Annotated in this window: 22 protein-coding genes; 6 read left to right on the top strand and 16 right to left on the bottom strand. The window is 68.1% G+C overall.

Features of this window, described 5'->3' with window-relative positions:
* Positions 1-33 precede the first annotated feature (33 nt).
* Both V6K52_RS15050 and V6K52_RS15045 read left to right on the top strand, forming a co-directional pair.
* On the top strand, positions 34-1,323 hold the full coding sequence (locus V6K52_RS15050) for a thymidine phosphorylase (RefSeq protein ID WP_353950930.1): 1,290 nt from the start codon (positions 34-36) through the stop codon (positions 1,321-1,323).
* On the top strand, positions 1,323-2,432 hold the full coding sequence (locus V6K52_RS15045; protein WP_353950929.1) for an adenosine deaminase: 1,110 nt from the start codon (positions 1,323-1,325) through the stop codon (positions 2,430-2,432). Before V6K52_RS15050 ends, V6K52_RS15045 begins: the two co-directional genes overlap by 1 nt.
* A 12-nt stretch (positions 2,433-2,444) precedes the next feature.
* Here the strand turns inward: V6K52_RS15045 and V6K52_RS15040 are convergent, their stop codons facing one another.
* Complete coding sequence (locus V6K52_RS15040; protein ID WP_353950928.1) at positions 2,445-3,440, bottom strand: stage II sporulation protein M; 996 nt, start codon at positions 3,438-3,440, stop codon at positions 2,445-2,447.
* Positions 3,441-3,483: 43 nt separating this feature from the next.
* Here V6K52_RS15040 and V6K52_RS15035 point away from each other — a divergent pair, with 43 nt between their 5' ends.
* On the top strand, positions 3,484-4,305 hold the full coding sequence (locus tag V6K52_RS15035) for an RDD family protein (protein WP_353950927.1): 822 nt from the start codon (positions 3,484-3,486) through the stop codon (positions 4,303-4,305).
* 18 nt (positions 4,306-4,323) lie between these two features.
* Here the strand turns inward: V6K52_RS15035 and V6K52_RS15030 are convergent, their stop codons facing one another.
* The 5 genes from V6K52_RS15030 to V6K52_RS15010 are packed head-to-tail and all read right to left on the bottom strand — an operon-like array spanning position 4,324 to position 9,627.
* Entirely contained in the window at positions 4,324-5,616 is a 1,293-nt protein-coding gene (locus V6K52_RS15030; protein ID WP_353950926.1) for a DUF58 domain-containing protein, read from the bottom strand.
* A 15-nt stretch (positions 5,617-5,631) separates the two neighbouring features.
* Entirely contained in the window at positions 5,632-6,642 is a 1,011-nt protein-coding gene (locus tag V6K52_RS15025) for a MoxR family ATPase (RefSeq protein ID WP_353950925.1), read from the bottom strand.
* Positions 6,639-7,826 (bottom strand): DUF4350 domain-containing protein, encoded by a 1,188-nt coding sequence (locus V6K52_RS15020; protein WP_353950924.1) that lies wholly within the window; start codon positions 7,824-7,826, stop codon positions 6,639-6,641. The genes V6K52_RS15025 and V6K52_RS15020 overlap by 4 nt, the downstream gene beginning before the upstream one ends.
* On the bottom strand, positions 7,823-8,467 hold the full coding sequence (locus tag V6K52_RS15015) for a DUF4129 domain-containing protein (RefSeq protein ID WP_353950923.1): 645 nt from the start codon (positions 8,465-8,467) through the stop codon (positions 7,823-7,825). The genes V6K52_RS15020 and V6K52_RS15015 overlap by 4 nt, the downstream gene beginning before the upstream one ends.
* Complete coding sequence (locus V6K52_RS15010) at positions 8,464-9,627, bottom strand: glycerophosphoryl diester phosphodiesterase membrane domain-containing protein (RefSeq protein ID WP_353950922.1); 1,164 nt, start codon at positions 9,625-9,627, stop codon at positions 8,464-8,466. Before V6K52_RS15010 ends, V6K52_RS15015 begins: the two co-directional genes overlap by 4 nt.
* Before the next feature lie 155 nt (positions 9,628-9,782).
* On the opposite strand from V6K52_RS15010, the gene V6K52_RS15005 reads away from it, so the two are divergent.
* Positions 9,783-10,148, top strand: a complete 366-nt coding sequence (locus V6K52_RS15005) for a DivIVA domain-containing protein (protein ID WP_353950921.1) — start codon at positions 9,783-9,785, stop codon at positions 10,146-10,148.
* Between the two features lie 25 nt (positions 10,149-10,173).
* Here the strand turns inward: V6K52_RS15005 and V6K52_RS15000 are convergent, their stop codons facing one another.
* The 7 genes from V6K52_RS15000 to V6K52_RS14970 all read right to left on the bottom strand — a co-directional run bounded on the left by V6K52_RS15000 (position 10,174) and on the right by V6K52_RS14970 (position 17,504).
* Positions 10,174-10,788 carry an AAA family ATPase gene (locus V6K52_RS15000; protein WP_353950920.1) on the bottom strand — a complete coding sequence of 205 codons (615 nt, stop codon included), beginning with the start codon at positions 10,786-10,788 and terminating at the stop codon, positions 10,174-10,176.
* A complete protein-coding gene (locus V6K52_RS14995; protein ID WP_353950919.1) occupies positions 10,785-11,675 on the bottom strand; it encodes an aldehyde dehydrogenase family protein in 891 nt (296 codons plus the stop codon). The genes V6K52_RS15000 and V6K52_RS14995 overlap by 4 nt, the downstream gene beginning before the upstream one ends.
* Positions 11,672-13,120 carry an aldehyde dehydrogenase family protein gene (locus V6K52_RS14990; protein ID WP_353950918.1) on the bottom strand — a complete coding sequence of 483 codons (1,449 nt, stop codon included), beginning with the start codon at positions 13,118-13,120 and terminating at the stop codon, positions 11,672-11,674. Before V6K52_RS14990 ends, V6K52_RS14995 begins: the two co-directional genes overlap by 4 nt.
* Positions 13,121-13,130: 10 nt before the next feature.
* A complete protein-coding gene (gene deoC / locus V6K52_RS14985) occupies positions 13,131-14,105 on the bottom strand; it encodes a deoxyribose-phosphate aldolase (RefSeq protein ID WP_353953784.1) in 975 nt (324 codons plus the stop codon).
* Positions 14,106-14,170: 65 nt separating this feature from the next.
* Positions 14,171-15,079, bottom strand: a complete 909-nt coding sequence (locus tag V6K52_RS14980) for an endonuclease/exonuclease/phosphatase family protein (protein ID WP_353950917.1) — start codon at positions 15,077-15,079, stop codon at positions 14,171-14,173.
* Positions 15,080-15,162: 83 nt separating this feature from the next.
* Positions 15,163-15,912 carry a methyltransferase domain-containing protein gene (locus V6K52_RS14975; protein ID WP_353953783.1) on the bottom strand — a complete coding sequence of 250 codons (750 nt, stop codon included), beginning with the start codon at positions 15,910-15,912 and terminating at the stop codon, positions 15,163-15,165.
* 104 nt (positions 15,913-16,016) lie between these two features.
* Positions 16,017-17,504: a DUF222 domain-containing protein gene (locus tag V6K52_RS14970; RefSeq protein ID WP_353950916.1), complete on the bottom strand. Its 1,488-nt coding sequence runs from the start codon at positions 17,502-17,504 to the stop codon at positions 16,017-16,019.
* A gap of 167 nt (positions 17,505-17,671) precedes the next feature.
* On the opposite strand from V6K52_RS14970, the gene V6K52_RS14965 reads away from it, so the two are divergent.
* A complete protein-coding gene (locus V6K52_RS14965) occupies positions 17,672-18,238 on the top strand; it encodes a GNAT family N-acetyltransferase (RefSeq protein ID WP_353950915.1) in 567 nt (188 codons plus the stop codon).
* 29 nt (positions 18,239-18,267) lie between these two features.
* Here the strand turns inward: V6K52_RS14965 and V6K52_RS14960 are convergent, their stop codons facing one another.
* Complete coding sequence (locus tag V6K52_RS14960) at positions 18,268-18,744, bottom strand: DUF1992 domain-containing protein (RefSeq protein ID WP_353950914.1); 477 nt, start codon at positions 18,742-18,744, stop codon at positions 18,268-18,270.
* Positions 18,745-18,805: 61 nt separating this feature from the next.
* Between V6K52_RS14960 and V6K52_RS14955 the strand changes: the two genes are divergently transcribed.
* Positions 18,806-19,378, top strand: a complete 573-nt coding sequence (locus V6K52_RS14955; RefSeq protein WP_353950913.1) for a hypothetical protein — start codon at positions 18,806-18,808, stop codon at positions 19,376-19,378.
* Between the two features lie 15 nt (positions 19,379-19,393).
* Here V6K52_RS14955 and V6K52_RS14950 read toward each other — a convergent pair whose 3' ends face one another.
* Positions 19,394-21,064 (bottom strand): phospho-sugar mutase, encoded by a 1,671-nt coding sequence (locus V6K52_RS14950; RefSeq protein ID WP_353950912.1) that lies wholly within the window; start codon positions 21,062-21,064, stop codon positions 19,394-19,396.
* A 10-nt stretch (positions 21,065-21,074) separates the two neighbouring features.
* The gene (locus tag V6K52_RS14945; RefSeq protein ID WP_353950911.1) at positions 21,075-21,908 is read right to left on the bottom strand and encodes a purine-nucleoside phosphorylase; all 834 of its coding nucleotides are present in this window, start codon (positions 21,906-21,908) and stop codon (positions 21,075-21,077) included.
* Positions 21,909-22,017: the final 109 nt, after the last annotated feature.

Below are 22,017 nucleotides of genomic sequence, written 5' to 3'. Positions count from 1 at the left end.
TGGCTGTGATTCGCCGGGTGACATGATGACGCCATGAGCGAGAGTCACGACGCCGTTGACGTCATCACCACGAAGCGCGACCACCGCGAGCTGACCGACGACCAGATCCGCTGGGTCATCGACGCCTACACGCGCGGAGCGGTCGCCGAGGAGCAGATGAGTTCGCTCGCCATGGCCGTCCTCCTCAACGGGATGAACCGTCGTGAGATCGCCACGTGGACTGCCGCGATGATCGCGAGCGGCGAGCGGATGGACTTCTCGTCCCTGTCGCGCCCGACCGCAGACAAGCACTCCACGGGTGGCGTCGGCGACAAGATCACCCTGCCCCTCGCACCGCTGGTCGCAGTCTTCGGCGTGGCCGTCCCGCAGCTCTCGGGCCGCGGACTGGGCCACACCGGTGGCACCCTCGACAAGCTCGAGTCGATCAAGGGGTGGAAGGCCGACCTCACCAACGAGGCGATGCTGCGCCAGCTCGACGAGGTCGGAGCAGTCATCTGTGCAGCCGGCTCCGGGCTCGCCCCCGCCGACAAGAAGCTCTATGCCTTGCGCGACGTCACCGGCACCGTCGAGGCCATCCCGCTCATCGCCAGCTCGATCATGAGCAAGAAGATCGCCGAGGGCACGGGCGCACTGGTCCTCGACGTCAAGGTCGGCTCCGGCGCGTTCATGAAGAACCGCGAGGACGCCACCGAACTCGCCCGCACGATGGTCGAGCTCGGCACCGATGCTGACGTCAGGACCGTGGCACTCCTCACCAACATGCAGACGCCGCTCGGTCTCACTGCCGGCAACGCGCTCGAGGTCCGCGAGTCGGTCGAGGTGCTGGCTGGCGGGGGACCCGAGGACGTCGTCGAGCTCACCGTCGCCCTCGCGCAGGAGATGCTCAAGGCCGCGGGGCGCGACGGTGACGATGTCGCCGCCGCACTCAAGGACGGTCGCGCCATGGATGCGTGGCGCCGCATGATCGCCGCCCAGGGCGGCGACCCGGATGCCGAACTGCCGGTGGCACGGCATACCGAAGAAGTTCTGGTCCCCGCGGACGGTGTGCTCACCCAGCTCGATGCGTATGCCGTGGGGGTCGCAGCGTGGCGGCTCGGTGCGGGTCGCGCGCGCAAGGAGGACCCGGTGCAGGCTGGCGCGGGCATCGAGCTGCACTTCAAGCCCGGCGCGACGGTGCGCGGCGGCGAGAAGCTCATGACGCTCCACACCGACACTCCCGACAAGTTCGAGCGGGCCAAGGAGGCACTCCAGGGCGGCTTCACCATCGCGCCCGAGGGCTCGCGTCCCGACCTGCTGCCCCTCGTCATCGACAGGATCTCCTGATGAGCACCGCTGTCCCGACCGTCTCCACAGTCTCCGGCGACATCGTCAAGCGCGCCCCCAAGGCGCTGCTGCACGATCACCTCGACGGTGGCCTGCGCCCGCAGACGATCATCGACCTTGCCGCCGAGTCGGGCTATGACGGGTTGCAGGCGACCGACGCCGAGGAGTTGGGTCGCTGGTTCCGCGACAGCGCCGACTCCGGCTCGTTGGTGCGCTACCTCGAGACCTTCAGCCACACCGTTGCCGTGATGCAGACGCCCGGCGAGCTGCGTCGCGTGGCCCGTGAGTGTGCGGTCGACCTTGCCGCCGACGGCGTCGTCTATGCGGAGTCGCGCTTCGCGCCGGAGCTCCACGTCGAGGGTGGGCTCGCGCTCACCGAGGTGATCGAGGCTGTCCTCGAAGGACTGCGCGAGGGTGAGGCCGAGGCTGCCGCCGCGGGCACGCCGATCCGCATGGTCTCGCTGCTCACGGCCATGCGGCATGCGGCCAAGAGCGACGAGATCGCCGAGCTGGCCGTGCGCTACCGCGACCAGGGCGTCGGGGGCTTCGACATCGCCGGTGCCGAGGCGGGCTTCCCGCCGAGCCGGCACCTGTCCGCGTTCGAGTACCTCCGTCGCGAGAACGCCCACTTCACGATCCATGCCGGTGAAGCGTTCGGGCTGCCGAGCATCTGGGAGGCGATCCAGTGGTGCGGCGCCGACCGCCTTGGCCATGGGGTGCGCATCGTTGACGACATCACGAGCGAAGGCGACACGCACACGCTCGGACTCCTCGCGGCATACGTGCGTGACACCCGCATCCCGCTCGAGATGGCACCGACGTCCAACCTGCAGACCGGTGCCGCCGAATCCATTGCGGCACACCCGATCACGATGCTCAAGGACCTGCGGTTCAGGGTCACGATCAACACCGACAACCGCCTCATGTCGGGCACGTCGATGACCCGCGAGATGCAGTTGCTGGTGGACGAGGCCGGCTGGACGCTCGACGACCTGCGCTGGGCGACGATCAACGCGATGAAGTCGGCGTTCATCCCCTTCGACGAGCGGCTCGCGATCATCGAGCGCGTCGTCAAGCCGGGCTATGCCGCGTTGTCCGCCGCGACCTGAGGTCCAGCTCGCTCAGGCGGAGACCGGGGCAGTGGCCGGCTGATCGCTCTCGGCGACATCGCCCGTGACACCCGCGCGAGCTGCACGCCCACCCACGACGAACACATAGGCAAAGAACAGTGCCTCGGCCACGACTCCGATGAGGATGCGTGCCCAGGTAGGCAGCCCTGACGGCGTCACGAACCCCTCGATCCCGCCGCTGACGAACAGGACGACCACGAGCCCCAAGGCAATCGCGGCGGCGGTGCGGCCCTCGGCCGCGAGCGAGTCCAGGCGGCTGCGCGGGCCTGGTTCGATCCACGACCAGAACAGCCGCAGGCCCACCGCAGCAGCGACAAAGATCGCGGTCAGCTCGAGCAGTCCGTGCGGGAGGATCAGCCCGAAGAAGAGCGACCCACGGTCATGGCTCACCATGAGGGCGCCAGCGATCCCGACGTTGATGACGTTCTGGGCGAGGATCCACAGCACAGGTAGCCCGAGCACACCGAGCGCAATGCACTGCGCCGCCACCCACGCGTTGTTGGTCCACACGAGGGTCGCGAACTCGTGGTGGGGGTACTCCGAGTAGTAGTTCTCGAAGTCCGTCCCCACATAGGCGTCGATCTCGGCACGGGTCATCTGCTGGGTGAACACCTCCGGGTGCCGCACCGCCCATGCGCCGACGACCACCGCGAGCACGATGCTCCCGAACGTTGTCGCGAGCCACCACCGCCGCGTCCGATAGAGGGCGGCCGGGAACGTCTGGGTGAAGAACCGTGCCGGGTCACCCCACGACATGGTCCGGGAACCCGTTGCCGTATGCCGTGCGCGCGCCAGAAGTGTGGACAGATAGCTCACGAGTGACGGGTCCGGACTCGACGAACGCACCACCGACAGATGCGTCGACACCCGCTGATAGAGGTCGAGGAGTTCGTCGGTCTCGGCACCAGAGAGCCGTCGGCGACCGACCAGCTCCTCGAGTCGGCGCCACTGACCCACATGGGTGGCGATGTAGGCGTCGAGATCCACGTCGCCACTCTATGCGGGACTGTCGCGAGATATCCTCGGCCGCATGAGCGTGGACGGGGGATATCGCACCTATGCCGGCGATGACGTCGTCACGGGCGAGGGCGTCTCGGTCGAGCTCCCGGTTGCGGGTGTGCTCAGCCTCATCGCCGCTCGCCTCATCGACCTCGTCATCACCTTCGTGCTGGCCATCGTGGCGTTCTTCACTGTCGGAGCCTTGGTCGGGAACATGTCCGATGCGGTCGCCAGGACCATGTCGATCGTGCTCATGGTCGGCCTCACCGTCATCCTGCCCGTTGTCTTCGAGACGCTGACCCGTGGCCGCAGCCCCGGCAAATATGCCCTCGGCCTGTGCACCGTGCGCGACGATGGCGGTCCGATCACGTTGCGACACAGCGTGATGCGCCACCTGGTCGGATTCGTCGAGTTCTATCTCCTGGTGGGCGCCCCGGCAATCGTCGCTGCCGTGATCCACCCACGTGCCAAGCGCCTTGGCGACATGGCCGCTGGCACCTATGTCATGGCGCTGCGTCACAAGTTCCAGGTGACCGCGCCACCGCAGGCGCCCCCTGCTCTCGAGCAATGGGTCCGGGGCTCCGACATCGGCCCGATGCCGGCTTCACTGGCCATCGGCATCCGTCAGTTTCTCGCGCGGTCGGACTCACTCACGCCGCAGTCGCGCCAGCACCTTGCCGAGGATCTCTGCTCCCAAGTCCTGCGTCACGTTTCGCCTCCTCCGCCGCCGGGCGTGCATCCGGAGTGGATTCTGCGAGCAGTCCTGGCCGAGCGACGCCAGCGCGACCTCGGACGGATGCAGTCGGAGGCAGCCCGCACCCAGCGCCTGCTTCCGCCCGACCCCCTCGGCTGACGGGCACGAGTCCCAGCGTCAGAGAAGGCCTTGGCGCTTCAGTGCGAGGTAGTGGTCGACCAGGGCCAACGGCAGTTTGTCGGGAGTCTCGTCGAGCACCTCGACCCCCAGGGTCCGCAACGCCCCGGCAGTCCGGGCGCGCAACCCGACGGTCCGCTCGGCTGCGGCCGCGGCATACACGTCTGTTGCTGTTCCGCGTCCGCGACGCAACGCCTCGACGGCAGGGTCGGCGACCGAGGCGACAACCACCCGGTGTCGGGCAGCCAGAGCCGGCAGCACCGGCAGCAAGCCCTCCTCCAGTGCCGACGACTCGAGCGGCGTGATGAGCACGACGAGCGCCCGCTGTGACCCCGCTCGCGCCACCTCTGCGGCGAGCAACCGCCAGTCGGCCTCGATGAGTTGGGCGTCGACGGGTGCTAGCTCGGAGATGGCGTCGTGCAGCAATCCCACGCGGTCGTGGCCCGACACGTGCGCCCGCACGACGCGGTCACCAGCAATGACGTGCACCCGGTCGCGGGCATGCCCGGCGATGGCGGTGAGGAAGAGGGCCGCGTCCATCCCCGAGTCGAGCCGTGGGGCATCGCCGATGCGACCGGCGCTCGTGCGGGACGTGTCGAGAACGATGACGATGCGGCGATGCTGCTCGGGCTGCCACGTGCGGACGACGAGGTCCTGCCGTCGCGCGGTCGCTCGCCAGTCGATGGACCGCACGTCGTCGCCCTCGACGTAGTCCCGCAGCGAGTCGAACTCCGTTCCCTGCCCTCGTGTGCGCATCGCGGCGCGACCGTCGAGCTGGCGCAGCACTGCGAGCCGGCTGGGGATGTGCTTGCGCGAAGGGAACGGGTGCAGCACCCGCAGGCGGCCCGGGACGTGGATCGACGCCTGCCGGGCAGCGATTCCCAGGGGCCCTCGCAGTCGCACGGTGACCCGGTCGGCGACCCGATCACCGCGCCGTGTCGGAGTGAGGGTCGTGGTGAGACGCGTGCGTTCGCCCCCGCTCAGACGGAGGGTATGCCGCGTCAGCTCGGCTCCCGTGGACGGCGGCCAGGCATCGCGCAGGACCCCGCGGGCGGTGCGCGCGCCGGGATGGGTGACGAGGAGCGAGGTGCTCACCGACTCGCCGAGGCGGACCGATGTCGGCAGCGCCCGCTCGAACTCCAGACGCCGCGGCCGCGGCGCGAGCAGGACGTCGACCGCGATGACGGCCGCACAGAGCAGCAACCACAACCACACCGTCGACGCGGTGGGCCGCAGCGCCACCGGGACGATGCCGAGGAGGACGAGCCACAGAGCTCGAGCGGTCAGGGCCATGAGGTCAGCCGCGCGTCAGCGGGGGACCGGGACGGAGCCCAGGGCACTGTCGAGGACGGCGGACACGTCGACGCCCTCGAGCTCGGCCTCGGGGCGCAGGGAGAGGCGGTGGGAGAGGGTCGCGTGAGCGAGCGCCTTGACGTCGTCCGGCGTGACGTAGCCACGACCGTTGAGCCAGGCCCACGCTCGCGCCGTGGACATGAGGGCGGTTGCTCCACGCGGGCTCACGCCCAGGGAGAGCGACGGGGACGTGCGCGTGGCGCGCGCGATGTCGACGACGTATCCCGCGATGTCGTCACTGACCTCGACCTGCCGGACTGCATCGGCACCGGCTTCGAGGTCGGTGGCGGACGCGACAGGGCGCAGGCCCGCCGCGGTGAGATCGCGGGGGTCGAACCCGTCGGCGTGACGACGCAGGACATTGACCTCGTCGGCGCGGGGAGGCAGGGGGAGCATGACCTTGAGGAGGAAGCGGTCGAGCTGTGCCTCCGGGAGGGGATAGGTGCCTTCGTACTCGACCGGGTTCTGTGTGGCCGCCACCATGAAGGGGGGAGCCAGGGGGTGTGGCTGGCCGTCGACGCTGACCTGTCGTTCCTCCATGGCTTCGAGGAGTGCGGACTGGGTCTTGGGGGGCGTCCGGTTGATCTCGTCGGCGAGCAGGATGTTGGTGAAGACCGGCCCCTGCCGGAAGGTGAAGTCGCTGGTGCGCGCATCGAAGACGAGTGAGCCGGTGAGGTCACCGGGCATGAGGTCGGGCGTGAACTGCACCCGTTTGGTCTGCACGTCGAGTGCCTGCGACAAGGAGCGGACGAGCAGGGTCTTGGCGACGCCCGGCACCCCCTCGAGCAGGATGTGGCCGCGGCACAGCAGCGCGACCAGGAGGCCTGTGACGGCGGCGTCCTGCCCGACGACGGCCTTGGCGACCTCGGCGCGCACCCGCAGCAGGGCGTCGCGGGCCTCGGGGGCCGCTGGTGGGGGAGGCGCCGGCTGGCGAGCGGAGCTCTCGGTCGTGACGTTGTCGGTCATGGGCGGTGTGCCTTCTCCTCGAGATCGGACAGGTCCTGGGCGAGCCGCACGAGCGCGGCGTCATCGGTGGGTTCGGGGCCGGCGACGAGGTCGAGCACCTCGCGCACGGGGTGGCCGGTGGCGGCTGAGATGGCACGGGCCACGGTCTCGACGGAGTCGCCGCGACGCAGGCCGAGGCGGGACCGGAGCCGGTCGACGGTGGCGAGGCGGAGCACGGTGGCGGCGCGCGGTCGGTCCTGGGCGCGGCGATAGAGCCGGCCACGGCTCTCCGTCGTCTCGACGGCCCGCACGACCACGGGAAGGGGTTCGCGCACGAGCCGGCCGAGACGACGGCCGCGAACGAGTGCGAGGACGAGGAGCGACGTGGCGACGAGGGCCAGGGCCGGAGCGAACCAGGCCGGAAGGAGGCCTCCACCCTCTTCGGTGGACTCCGAGTTGGCGAGGTCGCTGATGTCGGGGTGGTACCAGATGAGCCGGGACGAGCCACCCAGCAGCCGGAGCGCGATCGCCGCGTTGTCCTCCTGCGTGATCGTGCCGTTGGTGAAACCGGTCTTGCTTCCCACGATGGTCATCTGCGGGTGGCTCGACGTCGACGGCAGTTGGAGCAGACCGGCACCGTGATCGCCCTCACCGTCGTCGCTCCCGTCCTCCGTCTGGATCGTGAGTGGGAAGCAGGCCTTGGTACCGCTCGATCCGGTGGCCGTCTCGTAGCGGGTGTCGATGCCGATGAGCGAGTCGCCCTCGTCGACCGTGCCGATGTCACAGCGGCTCTCGATCGGGACAAAGACACCACTGAGCAGAGCGGTGGCATCGGCGCGCAGGGCCTTGAGCTGTTCGGAGTTGGGGGAGAGGACGACGATGCGATCAACCCCGACCGACTCCTGTCGGAGAGTTGCGGCCGCAGTCGTGCCGAGGTTGCTCGTGTTGGCGATGACGATGCTGGTGTCGTCATCGCCTTGTCGCACCGCGTCGGTCACCTCTTCGATTGACGTGCTCGTCTCAACGGTGACGCCGTTCTGCTCGAGCACGGCGATCAGTGCCGCGCCACCATCGGGGCCGACACCCTCCGGGTCCATCACGGCGCCCGGTGGCGTCGTCGCCATGGCGATGGCTGCGAGGGCGCCGACTCCGAGTGCGACGACGAGAGCCCACACGCCGATCCGCCACCGTGCCCTGAGGTTCACGATCGCGCTCCCGTGGGGGTCAGCTCGGGACGGGCCTTGGCCAGTCGCTCATCGAGGGCAAGGACGGAGCGGGCGTCGACCTCGCTCGCCGGGTCGTGACCATAGCGGACGGCGTCGAACCGGTCGGCGCTCGCACGGATTGCGTCCCCTTCGACGGGGAACGCACGTGACAACTCCAACGATGCCTCGTGTGCGGTGCGTCCCGGCAGCTCGTCGAGCACCGTCCGCTCCACGCCTGACGCGACGATCGCGCGGTAGCCGTCGAGAACGACCGTGTCCCAATCGCCCTCTCGCACAGCGCTTTGCGCCCGATTCCGGTATGCCGTCGCGTCAACTCCGCGTTCGTCGAGGACTGCGTGGTCGTTCCCGGACCGCTTGGTCCGAGCCTCCGGACGCAGCAGCAGGCCGACCACGAGCGCGAGGACGGCCAGGGCCACGACGAGGACGAACATGAAGACCCACGAAGGCAACCCCGGACCCGTGGTGTCAAAAAGGCCGAGCAACCACTCACGGAAGCGGTCCCAGAGACTGGGTTCCACGGCATACCGAGGCTTGGAGAGTTCGTCCTCGAGAAGGCGACGACCCTCGCTCCGGGAGGGGTCGAGGGGTGGCGCGTCGAGGCGCACGAACCCGAGCGTCATGCCTCGGCGCGTGGCCACGGGGCGCCGGCGGTGCCCTGCGCGGTCTGGATGAGCTGGACGTCGAGGCCCTCGCGGCGGATGCGTTGATCGACATAGAGCAGGGCGTCGAGACCGGCCGTGATCGGGGTCGTGATGGCTCCACTGATCACGCCCGTGACGCCGGTGATGACGGCCTGCCAGACATACATCTGGTCCAGGGGGATCCCGGTGAGGATCAACGCTCCGGCGAGGAGCGTGAGTGGCAGCGTGATGAGCGATCCGGCGATCCCGAGGCAGAAGGCAGTGAGGATCCGGATGCCGAGCAGACGCCAGAACGGCTGCCCGCCGGTGAGCCGCCAGGAGCGGGCGATGGCCTTGCCGACACCGAGGTTCTCCAGGATGACGGACGGTGTGACGAACGCGAGGCGCGTCCAGAGGAAGATCATGGCGGTGATCGCCACGAAGACCGCAAGGATCATCAGGCCCACGCCGACGCCCAGCGTTCCGTCGCTGCCGGAGGTTGAGCCTGCCACGAGCAGAGCGATGGGGATGCCGAGGATGGCCCCGAGGGCGGCGAAGTAGATGAACATCGTCACGAGAGTGGCGCCGATGAGGGCCCAGATGCGTCGGATCGTGCCACCCCAGGTCTCGCTGGCGCTGACCTTGCGGCCCAGGACCGCCTGGCCGACGACGTAGGCGAGGAAGCCCGTCAGCAGGATGGTCGAGAACAACGACCCGAGTGAGGGGATGTATGACCCGAGTTGACCGATGAGGTTGGTCGTGCCGCTGGAGACCGACTCCTCGAGCGAGATCGACTCCTCCTGGCTCGACACCCATGCGCCGAGCGCGGTGAAGGGCACGAGGAAGATCAGCGACGTCACGGCCGCGAGCCCGACGGTCGCTGCGACGTTGCCGCGGACCGCGCGGAAGACACCGCCGAACAGGTCGTTCATCGTCAGGGGCCGCAGCGGGATGATGCCCGGGCGGAAGTCCAGTTGCCTCGGTGGGACGTAGGGCGGTTGCTGCGGTTGCTGCCACCCGCCTGAGGGTTGTTGCGCGTATGCCGGCTCCGCACCTGCCGCTCCCGGCTGCGCCCACCCGGGGTGTTGAGGCTGCTGGGGTGGCCGCGGCTCGGGACGTCCGGAACCCCCTGAGGGTGCGGTCCAACCCTGGTCGCTCATCTGTGTCTCCCCGTGGCAGTGACTGCCTCGAACCCTAACCGAGCAGCGGTCCTCGCCGAGGTCCCACCTCCGATTCTGTCGACAGTCCTTGTCGCTCCCGTGGTCCCCTTCGTGTGTGCCGGGCTCGCGGCCGCCCCCGGACCTAGGCTGGTCCCATGAATCCCGCCACGCTCGCAGAGACCGTTCGCAATGCTGTGTTCAGGTCGACCCAGTTCCGAGCTGGGTACGACGAAGGCGCCGTCGACGACCTCCTCGATGAACTCGTGCGTGCCGTCGAGAATGGCTCGTCGGGCACCGAGGTGGCCGCCATCGCGAGCAGCGCCAAGCTCCCGACGACCTCGATGCGGCGTGGCTATGACACTGCCGATGTCGACGAGTTCCTGGGCGAGGTGGTTCGTCAGGCGTCGGACCCGGCCGCGACGTCGCCTCGCACGCCCGCTCCCGCCTCCGTCCCGGTCACTGCCAGCCAGGGGCGTTCTGGGCTCGGTGCCCGGCTGCTCCGTGTCCTGCGCGGCGATTGAGCCCACTGTGACTGCGTTGCCTGGACTAGGTGGTTGATTGGGCCAGCCGGGCTTCGACGTCCCTGGCGCGGGCGGACTCGGCCCCGAGGGCGACCTGACGTCGCACGACCTCTGGCTCGGCACGCATGAGCGCGAATCCGCGGCGCAAGAGCACCGGCGGGCTCTTGCGGCGCTCCTTGAGGTCACGTGCCAGTCGGCGCACGAACGTCACGATCGGCCGATGGTGGATGCACCATGCGCTGTGCAGGATCCCGGCCTCACGCAGGGCCGCAACGATCTCGGCGGCAAAGATTCCCTCAGCCAGGACCAGGTCCTTCGATCCGGCAGAGACCGTCGTGGTGTCGATGGCGCGGCTCTGCGAGATGTCATAGACCGGTGTGGACGTCGAACCGGTGTCGACGAGCTCGACCAACGACGCCACGGCAGTTGATGCGTTCCACGAGTCCGGGTGGTCCCAGTCGATGATCCCGAGCTCGTCGCTGCGGGGCATCGAAGGATCGTCGAGGTCGCGATAGAAGTCGTCGAGCCGGAGGATCGGCCACCCATGGGTGGCGTGCATCCGTTCGGCCAAGCGCGATTTGCCAGCCCCGCTCGGTCCGGCGAGGACGACGATGCGGGCCCGGTGATCCGAGGCGCTCACCGGCCCTTGGGGTGCCAGACCGTCTTGGTCTCGAGGAAGGCAGTGAGTCGGGACAGGTCGGGAGTCGCGGTCCAGTCGGGCTCGACCGCGCTGGCGCCGGTGCCAGCGGGGCGCAGGACGCGCTTGAGGTTCTCGGCGCTGGCTTCCTCGAGGGCGCCCCAGTCGACACCCTCGGCTCCAGCGGCACCGGTGAGGTCGATCGCGTTGACGTCACGGTGGCTCGCGAGCCACGGCGCGATCTCGGCTGCCTTGCCGGTGATGATGTTGACGACGCCACCGGGCACGTCCGACGTCGCGAGGCACTCGGCGAGCGTGACGGCGGGCAACGGCCGGTCCGCACTTGTCACGACGACGACGGCATTGCCGGACACGATGACGGGCGCGATCACCGAGACAAGACCGAGCAGGCTCGACTCCTGCGGCGCGAGCACGGCCACGACGCCGGTCGGCTCCGACGCCGAGATGTTGAAGAAGGGACCGGCGACGGGGTTCATCCCGCCGAGGATCTGGACGTACTTGTCGGACCACCCGGCATACCAGACCCAGCGGTCGATCGCCTGTGACACCACGGCTTCGGCCGCTGCAGCGGTCAGCCCTTCGGCGTCACGCACCTCTTGGACGAGCTGGGGGCGACGCGCCTCCATGACCTCGGCGACGCGATAGAGAACCTGACCGCGGTTGTATGCCGTGGCGCCGGCCCAGCCGGGCTGTGCGGCTCGCGCTGCGGTGACCGCATCGCGGCCGTCCTTGCGTGAACCCTGCGCCGCGTTGGCGAGGAACGTGCCCTTCTTCGCGGCATACACCTCGTAGGAACGGCCACTCTCGCTGCGCGGGAACTTGCCGCCGATGTAGAGCTTGTAGGTCTTCTTCACATCGACTCGCGTCATGACTGGGTTCCCTTCACGTAGGGCTCGAGGCCGTGTCGGCCGCCCTCACGTCCGTAGCCGGACTCCTTGTAGCCGCCGAACGGGCTCGTCGGGTCGAACTGGTTGAACGTGTTGGCCCACACGACACCGGCCTTGAGCTGGTCGGCCATCCAGAGGATGCGCGAACCCTTCTCGGTCCAGATGCCCGCGGACAGGCCGTAGGGCGTGTTGTTGGCCTTGGCCACGGCTTCTTGCGGTGTGCGGAACGTCAGCACCGACAGAACAGGACCGAAGACCTCTTCCTGTGCGATGCGATGGGTCTGCGTCACGCCGGTGAAAACCGTTGGCCTGAACCAGAATCCCTTGCTCGGCAGGTCGCAGCCGTTGTCCCAGCGCACGGCACCTTCGGCCTCTCCGACGTCGGTGAGCGCGACGATCCGGTCGAGCTGGGCGCGGCTGTTGATGGCGCCGACGTCCGTGTTCTTGTCGAGCGGGTCGCCGACGCGCAGGGTGTCGAGGCGACGCTTCAGGCGGCTCTCGACCTCTTCGGCGATGGATTCCTGCACGAGGAGTCGCGAGCCGGCGCAGCAGACGTGGCCCTGGTTGAAGAAGATGCCCCTGACGATGCCTTCGACGGCCTGGTCGATGGGGGCGTCATCGAAGACGATGTTGGCGGCTTTCCCACCGAGCTCGAGTGTGGCCTTCTTGCGGGTGCCGGCGATGGCGCGGGCGATCATCTTGCCGACGCCGGTCGAGCCGGTGAAGGCGAGCTTGTCGATGCCGGGGTGGTCCACGATCGCCTGACCGGTCGGACCGGCTCCCGTGACGATGTTGACGACGCCCGGGGGGAGGTCGGCCTGCTGGCACACCTCGGCGAAGAGCAGCGCCGTCAGCGGGGTGGTCTCGGCGGGCTTGAGGACGACGGTGTTGCCGGTCGCGAGGGCGGGGGCGATCTTCCAGGACAGCATGAGCAGCGGGAAGTTCCACGGGATGATCTGCCCGACCACGCCGTGAGGTTGCGGATTCGCTCCACCGGGCAACGCGGCATACCCCAGCTTGTCGGCCCAGCCGGCGTTGTAGAAGAAGTGAGCCGCCGCGAGCGGGATGTCGACGTCGCGGCTCTCCTTGATCGGCTTGCCGTTGTCGAGGCTCTCGAGGACCGCGAACTCGCGCGCGCGCTCCTGGAGGATGCGGGCGATGCGATAGAGGTACTTGCCGCGGTCGGTGCCAGACATCTTGGACCAGACCCGCGTGTATGCCGTCCGCGCAGCCTTGACGGCCGCGTCGACATCCGCTTCGCTCGCCACGGAAACCTCTGCGAGGACCTCCTCGGTGGCGGGGCTGATCGACTTGAAACTGGTTCCGGTGCCATCAGTGAACTCGCCGTTGATGAAGAGCCCGTAGGAGCTCTTGAGGTCGACGACGGCCCGGGACTCGGGAGCCGGTGCGTACTCAAACGTGGGCATCAGGGATTCCTCAGTAGGCCGTGGAGGGGGAGTCGTCGGCGATGTAGTTGGCGCCGGAGTAGGCGCCTGTCGTCATTCGCTGGCGCTGGAGGAGCAGGTCGTTCAGCAGGCTGCTCGCGCCGAAGCGGAACCAGTGGTTGTCGAGCCAGTCCTCACCGGCGATCTCGCTCACCGTGACGAGGAACTTGATCGCGTCCTTGCTCGTCTTGATGCCACCAGCCGGCTTGACGCCGACCTGGCTGCCGGTGAGATCGCGCCAGTCACGGACGGCCTCGAGCATGATCAACGTGACGGGAAGCGTTGCGGCGGGCTGGATCTTGCCGGTGCTCGTCTTGATGAAGTCGCCACCTGCGAGCATCGAGAGCCAGCTGGCGCGACGGACGTTGTCATAGGTGTTGAGCTCGCCGGTCTCCATGATGACCTTGAGCCGCGCATCGCCGCACACCTTCTTGACCTCGGCGATCTGGTTGAACACGGTGAGGTAGTCGCCCGACAGGAACGCGCCACGGTCGATGACCATGTCGATCTCGTCGGCACCGGCCTTGACGGCGTCCTTGGTGTCGGCGAGCTTGACGGCCAGGCTCGCGCGACCGCTGGGGAACGCGGTCGCGACGGCAGCGACCTTGACGCCGGAGCTGCCGAGCACCTCCTTGGCGGTGGCGACCATGTCGCCATAGACACAGACCGCGGCGGGACGAGGTGTGCTGAGGTCGCTTGGGTCGGGGAGGAGCGCCTTGGCGGCGAGGCCGCGCACGCGTCCCTTGGTGTCGGCGCCCTCGAGCGTCGTGAGGTCGATCATCGAGATCGCGAGGTCGATCGCCCACGCCTTGCTCGTCGTCTTGATCGATCGGGTGCCGAGGTCAGCGGCTCGGGCTTCGCAGCCGACCTGGTCGACGCCGGGCAGCCCGTGGAGCCAGCGCGTCAGGGACTGGTTGGTCAGCCGGGAGACGCCGAGCAGGTCCCTGGCGCGGGCCGTGGAATCGATCGCCGTGTCGACGGCCGCTTTTGTGGTGCTCACCCCCGGAGTGTATCCGCGTGGGGGCGCTGGACTCAGCCGTGCGAGCGGGAGAGCGTGCCCACGGATCGCAGCAGGTGGTGACCGGCCGGGCTGTCCAGAAGCTCCACGCGGGCGGCGTCCGCGAAGGGGGTGCGACCTGCTGACCAGAAGACGTAGTCGATGCGCTGGTTCTTGTCGGTCGTGGGTTTCGTGAGACGACATTCGCACTCGTGCTGGGAGCCGTCGTAGAAGTCGCCGGTGCCGCCGACCGCGGGACCCATCAGGAGGTTCATGTGCGGTGTCTGTTTGGGGTTGTCAGCGGCCGAGGTCATGTTGAAGTCACCGGCGATGACGACCGACCAACCGGCATCGCGATAGGGCGCTGTCTCGTCCATGATCGACTGCGCCTGTGGGCCGCGCTCCGGCTGTGTCCCGCGACCTCCGGAGGTGGGGTAGGCGGATAGGTGGGTCGAGCAGCCCAGGGTCGGGATGCCTTCGCGTCGGAACTCCACGCAGGCCATGCCGAACTTCTCGACACCGTCGGCGTTGTTGTTGGAGTAGTCCGGCGTCATCGTGGGTCGGTTCGCTGCGCCGGTATAGATGATGAGCTCACCGATCCAGTCGCCGCCGCAGCCGGGGTTGTTGCTGTTGCCGAAGTGGAGCTTGCGCGGGTGATAGGCGAAGGTCCAGTTCGGGTGCTCTGTCCGCAGCTCTTCGAACCACGGCCGACACACCTCTTGCACCGCAACGAGCTCGGGCTCGAAGTCATCGATCTGGTCGACGACGAAGTCCCAGGCGGCTGGCACATGGTCGGTGTTGTGCTGGATGACGCGGAGCTGTGCGGCGGACGCTTCGGCGCCTCGCCCCTGACCAGACTTGGGGCTCGCGGTGGCCGTGGCGGAGAACAGGGCCAACACTGCGGCGGTCAGCACGGCGAAGGTCAACTGCAAGTGTCGGGTCACGTCAACCGACGCTAGATGCGCAATGCGAACGCGAGCGGAAGCCCACGTGAGGATCACACGACGCTCAGGCGACCCACTCGACTTCAGCGGCGCGCATCTATGAGATGCCGGGTTGAGTGAGCGACGAAGGGGCCGCCGTTTCGCATCTGTTCGTGGAGGGCGCGGAGCTTGATCTCGTACCGGGCTACGGAGAAGTCGGGCACCCACCACACGCACTTGCGCAGGATCCACACGACGGTGCCAACGTCATGGAATTCCAGGCGACAACGCGCGGTTCGCAATTCCTCAACGACCAATCCTGCGTCTTTGGCTGCCGCAACCTCTCGACCTGGGTCGCGACCTTTGCGCTCCTCGAGCAATGGGCCCAAGAAGTACTCGATCAGTTCGAACGCCGACGCTGCTCCAACATGTTGCGCGAAGTAGTGCCCGCCGGGACGGAGAACGCGATAGATCTCCGGCCAATCGGGCTGGACCGGGTGCCGGGCGCTCACCAGATCAAAGGAGGCCGCAGGGAAGGGCAGAGGCTGCCCTTCCCGGGTGGCAATCACTTGCACGCCCCGCGGTTCGAGCAGGTGGCGAGCCCGTTGTTCATTCTGCGGCCAGGACTCGGTCACCACCATGCGCTCGGGGAGCGATGCCGCTTGATTGATGACCTCGCCGCCGCCGGTGTCGATGTCGAGGGCTGACTCGACGCGGTCCAGTTGATCGGCGAGGAGCTTCGCGTACCCCCAAGGAGGTCGCTCCTCGAATGCTCGATCTCGCAGCCATCCGAAATCCCAACCAGTAACATCGGCGGATTCAGCCTCGGACACCAAGTCATCAAAGGTACGCACCTGCTGCACATTGCCAGCAGCTTCATCGACCACCAACCGATTTAGAGGTCTTTGATGCGAACAGCGCGACGTTTTGCGAGGATCGCGTCCAAATCACGGGCCGCTCAGGCGACCCGCACCTCGTTGTCCTGCAGGAACCAGTCGTCGGGCGGGTCAGGGATCCAGCCACCCCAGGGGTCCTGCGGTAGTGGTCGGTCTTGGAGGTGGACGTCGCCGGTCCACTCCTCAGGAATGGAATCGGGCGCCCGCCAGCCTTCGCCGAGGATCGGTGGCGCTGTGGCGTCGTGAACTCGACCCGTCGGGGTCTGGATGCGCAGTCGGTGGGAACCGGTGCCGTCGAGTCCGGTGGATTCGACGTTCATGTGCCACCCGGGCTCTTCCTTGACCAAGTTGTGGCGCTTGCACAGGCCACCACCATTGGCGCCAGTCGTGGCACCGTCGTCGTGCACCGCGTGGACGTGGTCGGACTCGGTCGCTGGGGCGTCGCACCAGGGGACGCGACACGTGGGGTCGCGCAGCTCGAGGAAGCGGCGGAGTCCCCCGAGGAACAGGCGGCGTTTGGAGTCGAGGGCGACCAGGTCACGACCTGTGGGGTCGGTGAACAGGCGCCGCAGCCAGAGGCCGCTCTTGGGGTCGCTGTCGTCGGCGCGGTCCAGGAGGGCGGCGATGTGGGCGCGGGCTTCAGCGCCGGGAATGGGACCCCAGCCCGGGATGGTCGCGACGTCATCACCCGGGGCCTTGCCACCGAATGCTGCAGGCAGGAGGACTGTGTCGGTCATGACGAGACTGACCTCAACCTGTTGCGGCTGACCCTTCGCACGCCCAGAGAGCAGCTCCAGGGCACGATCAGCCAGCCATGCACCCTTGCCGCGAGTGTCGGCACGAGCCGCGGCTGCCGCAGCTTCCCACTCATCGGCGGGCAGATCCGGGTCGATGACGTTGCGTCGACCTTCCTCACCCAGCAGCGCGACGTGCGCACCGATGATCTCTTTCATCGGCCCCAGGATCGACAGCCACGCCATCCCGTCCGCAGCCGCCCGCACACTCATCCGACGGGACGCGACCGCACGCCGATTCCGTTCAGCCAACGACTCCGCATCCAAAGCCGCACCTGCGCGACGAGCAGCCCCAGCCAACGCCTTGTCCCCAAGACTGGCAATCGTCGGTGCCAGCCGGCGGTCGACCTCGCCCCGGTGCTCAACGCTCAGGCACGCCGTCTCACGCACCACGATCATCGCCCGCCGCTCGCTGATCTCGCCCCGCTCCAGCGCGCCCATCGTCAACGGCATCTCGCCCACAAGGGCCTTGGCCACTCCAACGTGCTGATCCGCCAACGTCGGCGAACACCGACGAGCCAACGCCAGATCGGCGCGCACACTGCGCGAGTCCTCACCCAACGCCTCCCGATCCACCACCGCGGCAGCAGTCAGACGCGCCTGCGCCGCAGCAGCTGCACCCTTGAGCGCCTCCAACGCGGACACGGCAGCAACCCGCTCAGCCTCGGTCAAACCCTCAGCGTTGACGTCTGCGAGAGAGGACACCACGAAGCGGACCTGAACCTCAGGCCCTTCATGGATCGGTGTCCCCTTCATGCCTCCCATCGTACATGAGTTCGATGAGATCGAGGAGTCTATCCACAGCCAATTCCGTTGCGGCACAGGGCAGTTGCTTCAACATGGGAGGCAACGGGGCGGATGTGACTGGCGAGTCAGACGTCAAATCGGTCGCGCGCCAAACCCATCGGCGACATCATCATGCGGTGACCCAAAGACCCTTGCAGACCGAGCGCCTGGATCTGATCCCTCTTTCGGATGAGGATCTCCCTGACGAGGTCGAGCTCGACTCCGATCCCGAGGTGACCCACTACATCTGGGGTCGTGCCCGCACACGCGCGGAGGTGGAGGAGTCCCACCTGCAGCGGATGGATCGCGGCAGGCAGGTCGACGGCCTGGGTTTCTGGGCGGCCCGGTTGCGTGACGACCCGGCTCGTCCGTTTGTGGGGTGGTGGATCCTCGCGCCACTTCATGGTCCGGATCAGGGGGATTGGCGCAAGACGCCGGGGGTCGCCGAGCTCGGCTACAGGCTGCACCGGCGCCACTGGCGACAGGGTTTCGCCAGTGAGGGCTCACGGGAGCTGTTGCGCCACGGATTCCAGGACCTTGGCCTCGACCGCGTCATCGCCCAGGCCATGTCGGACAACGCGGGATCGCGCGCCGTGATGGAGTCCGTCGGGCTGACCTACGTGCGTTCGTGGGACGGCGATGACGGGAGAGAGGTCGAGTACGCGCTGACCCGTGAAGAGTGGCTCTCCCACAGTCTCGGTTGAGCAGTCGGAAAACAGAACGGGGTATGCCGTCAGGGCCGGCGCCGCTGCCACCACCGTGTGCGCGGTGGGTTGGGTTCCGTTGGTGTCGGGGTCTCAACCGCCGTCGCGGCCGCTCGCCCGGCCCGCAATTGTTTCCACCGCTCGACCATCGCCTCGACATCGGCCCATGGCGCCCACGCCGGCGACTCCTTGCCGAGCGCGGGTCGCCGCCGATCATCGATGACGCGAAGGTTGTAGTCGCGCAACACCTCGCGCACCCCGTCCTCGGTTCGGACATCCAGCAGCGACTCGGGAAAACTGGCGTGCTCGCGCCGCAGGAGCAACACCGGCGGGAGGGCGTCGCCCATGTCCAGGCCCTCGCGCGCCATCATCTTCTTGACCCACCAGTCGGGATCAGGATCGTCGAGCCCTTTCAGTGGTTTGCCAGCACCGGGCAGGTTGTCGAACTCGCCCCGCTCCTGCGCCTCACGGATCTGCTTCTCGACCCACGACTCCTGAAAAGTCATGACACCACTGTGCCAGCCAGCGGTGGGGCAGTGCGGATGCGTCGCTCGGTACGCTCCCCGGGTGATGGGGGATCGAGGTCGGGGGTGGCTGGGGGTTCTGCTGTCTGTGGTGGTGCTCGGAGTCGGGTCGCTGCTCAGCAACATCACGACGGGGGCGCAGCTGTCCGGGGAGGATCAGGCCCTCTTCGCTGCACGACGCACGGCCAGTCTGCTCCTCAATGCCGGCACGCTGTGGGTCGGTGTGTCGGTCCTCGCGGGGTGGCTCGTACGTCTTCCCGTCACTGCTGCCGTGGCCGGCCCGCTGGCCGGAGTGGGCGCACTTGTCGTGCACTACGGGCTGGGCGAGCTCACCGGCCTGATGCCGCCAGGATCCTTTGCTTCCAACGAATTCTGGTTCGTCGCGGCCGCACTGACGGTGCCCCGGCGGGCCTCGTGGGTGCTGCGGCGCGAACGCACACCCGGTGGGGACTGCTGGCCCGGCTCGTCGTCCCGGTGGGCGCCTTCCTCGAACCGTGGGTGGTGGGCTGGTGGCAGCCGGCGGCATTCCAGAGCGAAGCCGAGCGAGCGTCGGACGTCGTCGCTGCCATCGTCATCACTCTCGCCGGCCTGGCGAGTGCCTGGTTCGCCATCATGAAGCATCCCCCAGGCTTCAGAGCGCGGTGGCGACCTCGAGGTCGGACCTGATCGTGGCCACCCGCTCGGCAGCTCGTGACCGCGCTCCCGCAAGATCACCATCGCCGACAGGCTCGATCACCTCGAGATAGACCTTGAGCTTCGGCTCGGTCCCTGACGGACGCACGATCACGCGGGAGTGGTCGGCGAGGAAGTAGCGCAAACCCTCGGTCGGCGGAAGCCCACCGTCGCCGGCTGCAAGATCGTCAACACGCGAGATCTCCACTCCTGCAACGGTGCTCAGCGGCTGTGCGCGCAACCGCGCCATGATCTGGTCGAGGAGCGCAAGGTCCTCGACGCGCACCGAGAACGAGTCCGTCGCATGCACCCCGTGCTCCACCGCCAGCTCATCGAGCCGCTCCGAGATCGACCGCCCGGCAGCCTTGAGCGACGCTGCGATCTCTGCCACGACGAGGGCCGCAGAAACACCGTCCTTGTCGCGCACCTGAGCCGGGTCGACGCAGTAGCCCAACGCCTCCTCATACCCGTATCGCAGACCAGCAACTCGCGAGATCCACTTGAAGCCCGTCAAAGTCTCCTCGTGAGCGATCCCGGCGGCGCGGCATACGGTCGCAAGCATTCGGGACGACACGATCGAGTTTGCGAACACCGCATCAGCGGGCACGCCGCGATCGATCAGGTGCGCACCCAGGAGCACGCCGACCTCGTCACCACGCAGCATCCGCCAGCCGCCGGGACCGGGGACGGCGACAGCACAACGGTCGGCGTCGGGGTCGTTGGCGATGACGACGTCGGGCTCGGTCTGCTCGGCGAGGTCGAGTGCGGCGTCCATCGCGCCGGGCTCTTCGGGGTTCGGGAACGGCACCGTCGGGAACAGCGGATCTGGTTGTGCCTGACTCGGAACCGGCAGGGGAGCGGCATACCCGGCTGCTTCGAACGCACGCGCGACGGTTTCGGAACCGACACCGTGCAACGCCGTGTGGACGACGACGAGGTCGCGGGGTGTGTCCGGCGAGACGACGTCGATGACGTGCCTCAGGTAGCTCTCGAACACCTCGTCGTCGAGCGTCTCCCAGCCGTCGTCGGCGAGCGGCACGTCACGGGTTCGCTCGATGCGCGAGATCTCGGCAGCGATGTCGACATCGGACGGCGACACGATCTGCGACCCGTCACCGAGATAGACCTTGTAGCCGTTGTCCTGGGGTGGGTTGTGGCTCGCCGTGACCATCACGCCCGCGTCGGCCCCAAGGTGCCGGACCGCATAGGCGAGAACGGGAGTCGGCAGCGGCCGTGACAGCACGGACGCCCGCCCACCAGCGCCGAGGACGACCGCAGCCGTGTCGCGCGCAAAGACGTCGGAGTTGATCCGTGCGTCGAAGCCGATGACGACAAAAGGCTCAGAAACAGACTTTTTCAGGTATGCCGTGAGGCCGGCTGCCGCTCGAATGACCACCGAGCGGTTCATCCGGTTCGGGCCACCGCCGAGGGCACCGCGGAGCCCAGCGGTGCCGAACTGGAGCAGGCCCGACATGCGGTCGAGGAGGTCCTGCGTCGCGGCGGTGTCCCCTGAGCCGGCTGCCTCGATGACCGCCTCGAGTTCGGCCCTGGTCTGCGGATCCGGGTCATCGGACGCCCACGCGCGGGCAGCCTCGATGGCCTCGGTCACCTGCAGGTCTGAAGCAGCCACGACCCGCCTCTCAGATCTTCGCGACGACGGCCGCGAGGAGCTTGCCGCAACGGTCAGCCGCGGCCTTGCCTGCTTCGAGGACCTCTTCGTGGTTGAGCGGGGTCTTGGAGATGCCCGCAGCCGGGTTGGTCACCAGCGAGATGCCGAGGACGTCCATGCCGCTCTGGCGAGCCGCGATGGCCTCGAGCGACGTGGACATGCCGACGAGGTCGCCACCGATGACCTTGGCCATCTGCACCTCGGCGGGGGTCTCGTAGTGCGGGCCGCGGAACTGCACGTAGACGCCCTCATCCAGGCTGTCGTCGACCTCACGGGCCAGGTCGCGCAGCCGCGGGGTGTAGACGTCGGTGAGGTCGACGAAGTTCGCGCCCTCGATGGGGGAGTGGGCCGTGAGGTTGATGTGGTCGCGGATGATGACAGGCGTTCCGGGAGGCCACTCCTCGCGCAGCCCACCGCAACCGTTGGTGAGCACGATCGTGCGGCAGCCCAGTGCAGCTGCCGTGCGAACGCTGTGGACCACAGCGCGCACTCCGCGGCCTTCATAGAAGTGGGTGCGGGTGCCGAAGACGAGGGCGCGGCGGCCCGTGTCCCCGATGGCGACCGAGCGCATCGTGCCCGAGTGGCCCGCGACCGCGGCCTTGCCGAAGCCGGGCACATCGGTGTTCTCGATCTCCGCGAGGGTCTCGCCGATGAGGTCTCCGGTCTGCCCCCAGCCCGAGCCGAGGACGAGTGCCACATCATGGCTCTCGACGCCGGTGCGCTCGCGGATGACCGCAGCTGCTGCCTCGGCGACAGCGAAGGGATCGGTCGCGGGGTCGGACAGGGGGTTCGTCGCGTCAGTCACCGGGTCAGGCTACCCAGTGATCGCCAAGTCGAGGTCCGCTCGGCAGGTGGTCCGTCCGGGCTGGTCCGATCGAGCCCCACGTGCCGCCGCATCGGATGATCTCTCCACG

This window comes from Knoellia sp. S7-12 (assembly GCF_040518285.1).
Classification (GTDB): domain Bacteria; phylum Actinomycetota; class Actinomycetes; order Actinomycetales; family Dermatophilaceae; genus Knoellia.
The sequence above is the reverse complement of the archived record's forward strand: the minus strand, read 5'-3'. Positions and strand labels throughout refer to the sequence as shown.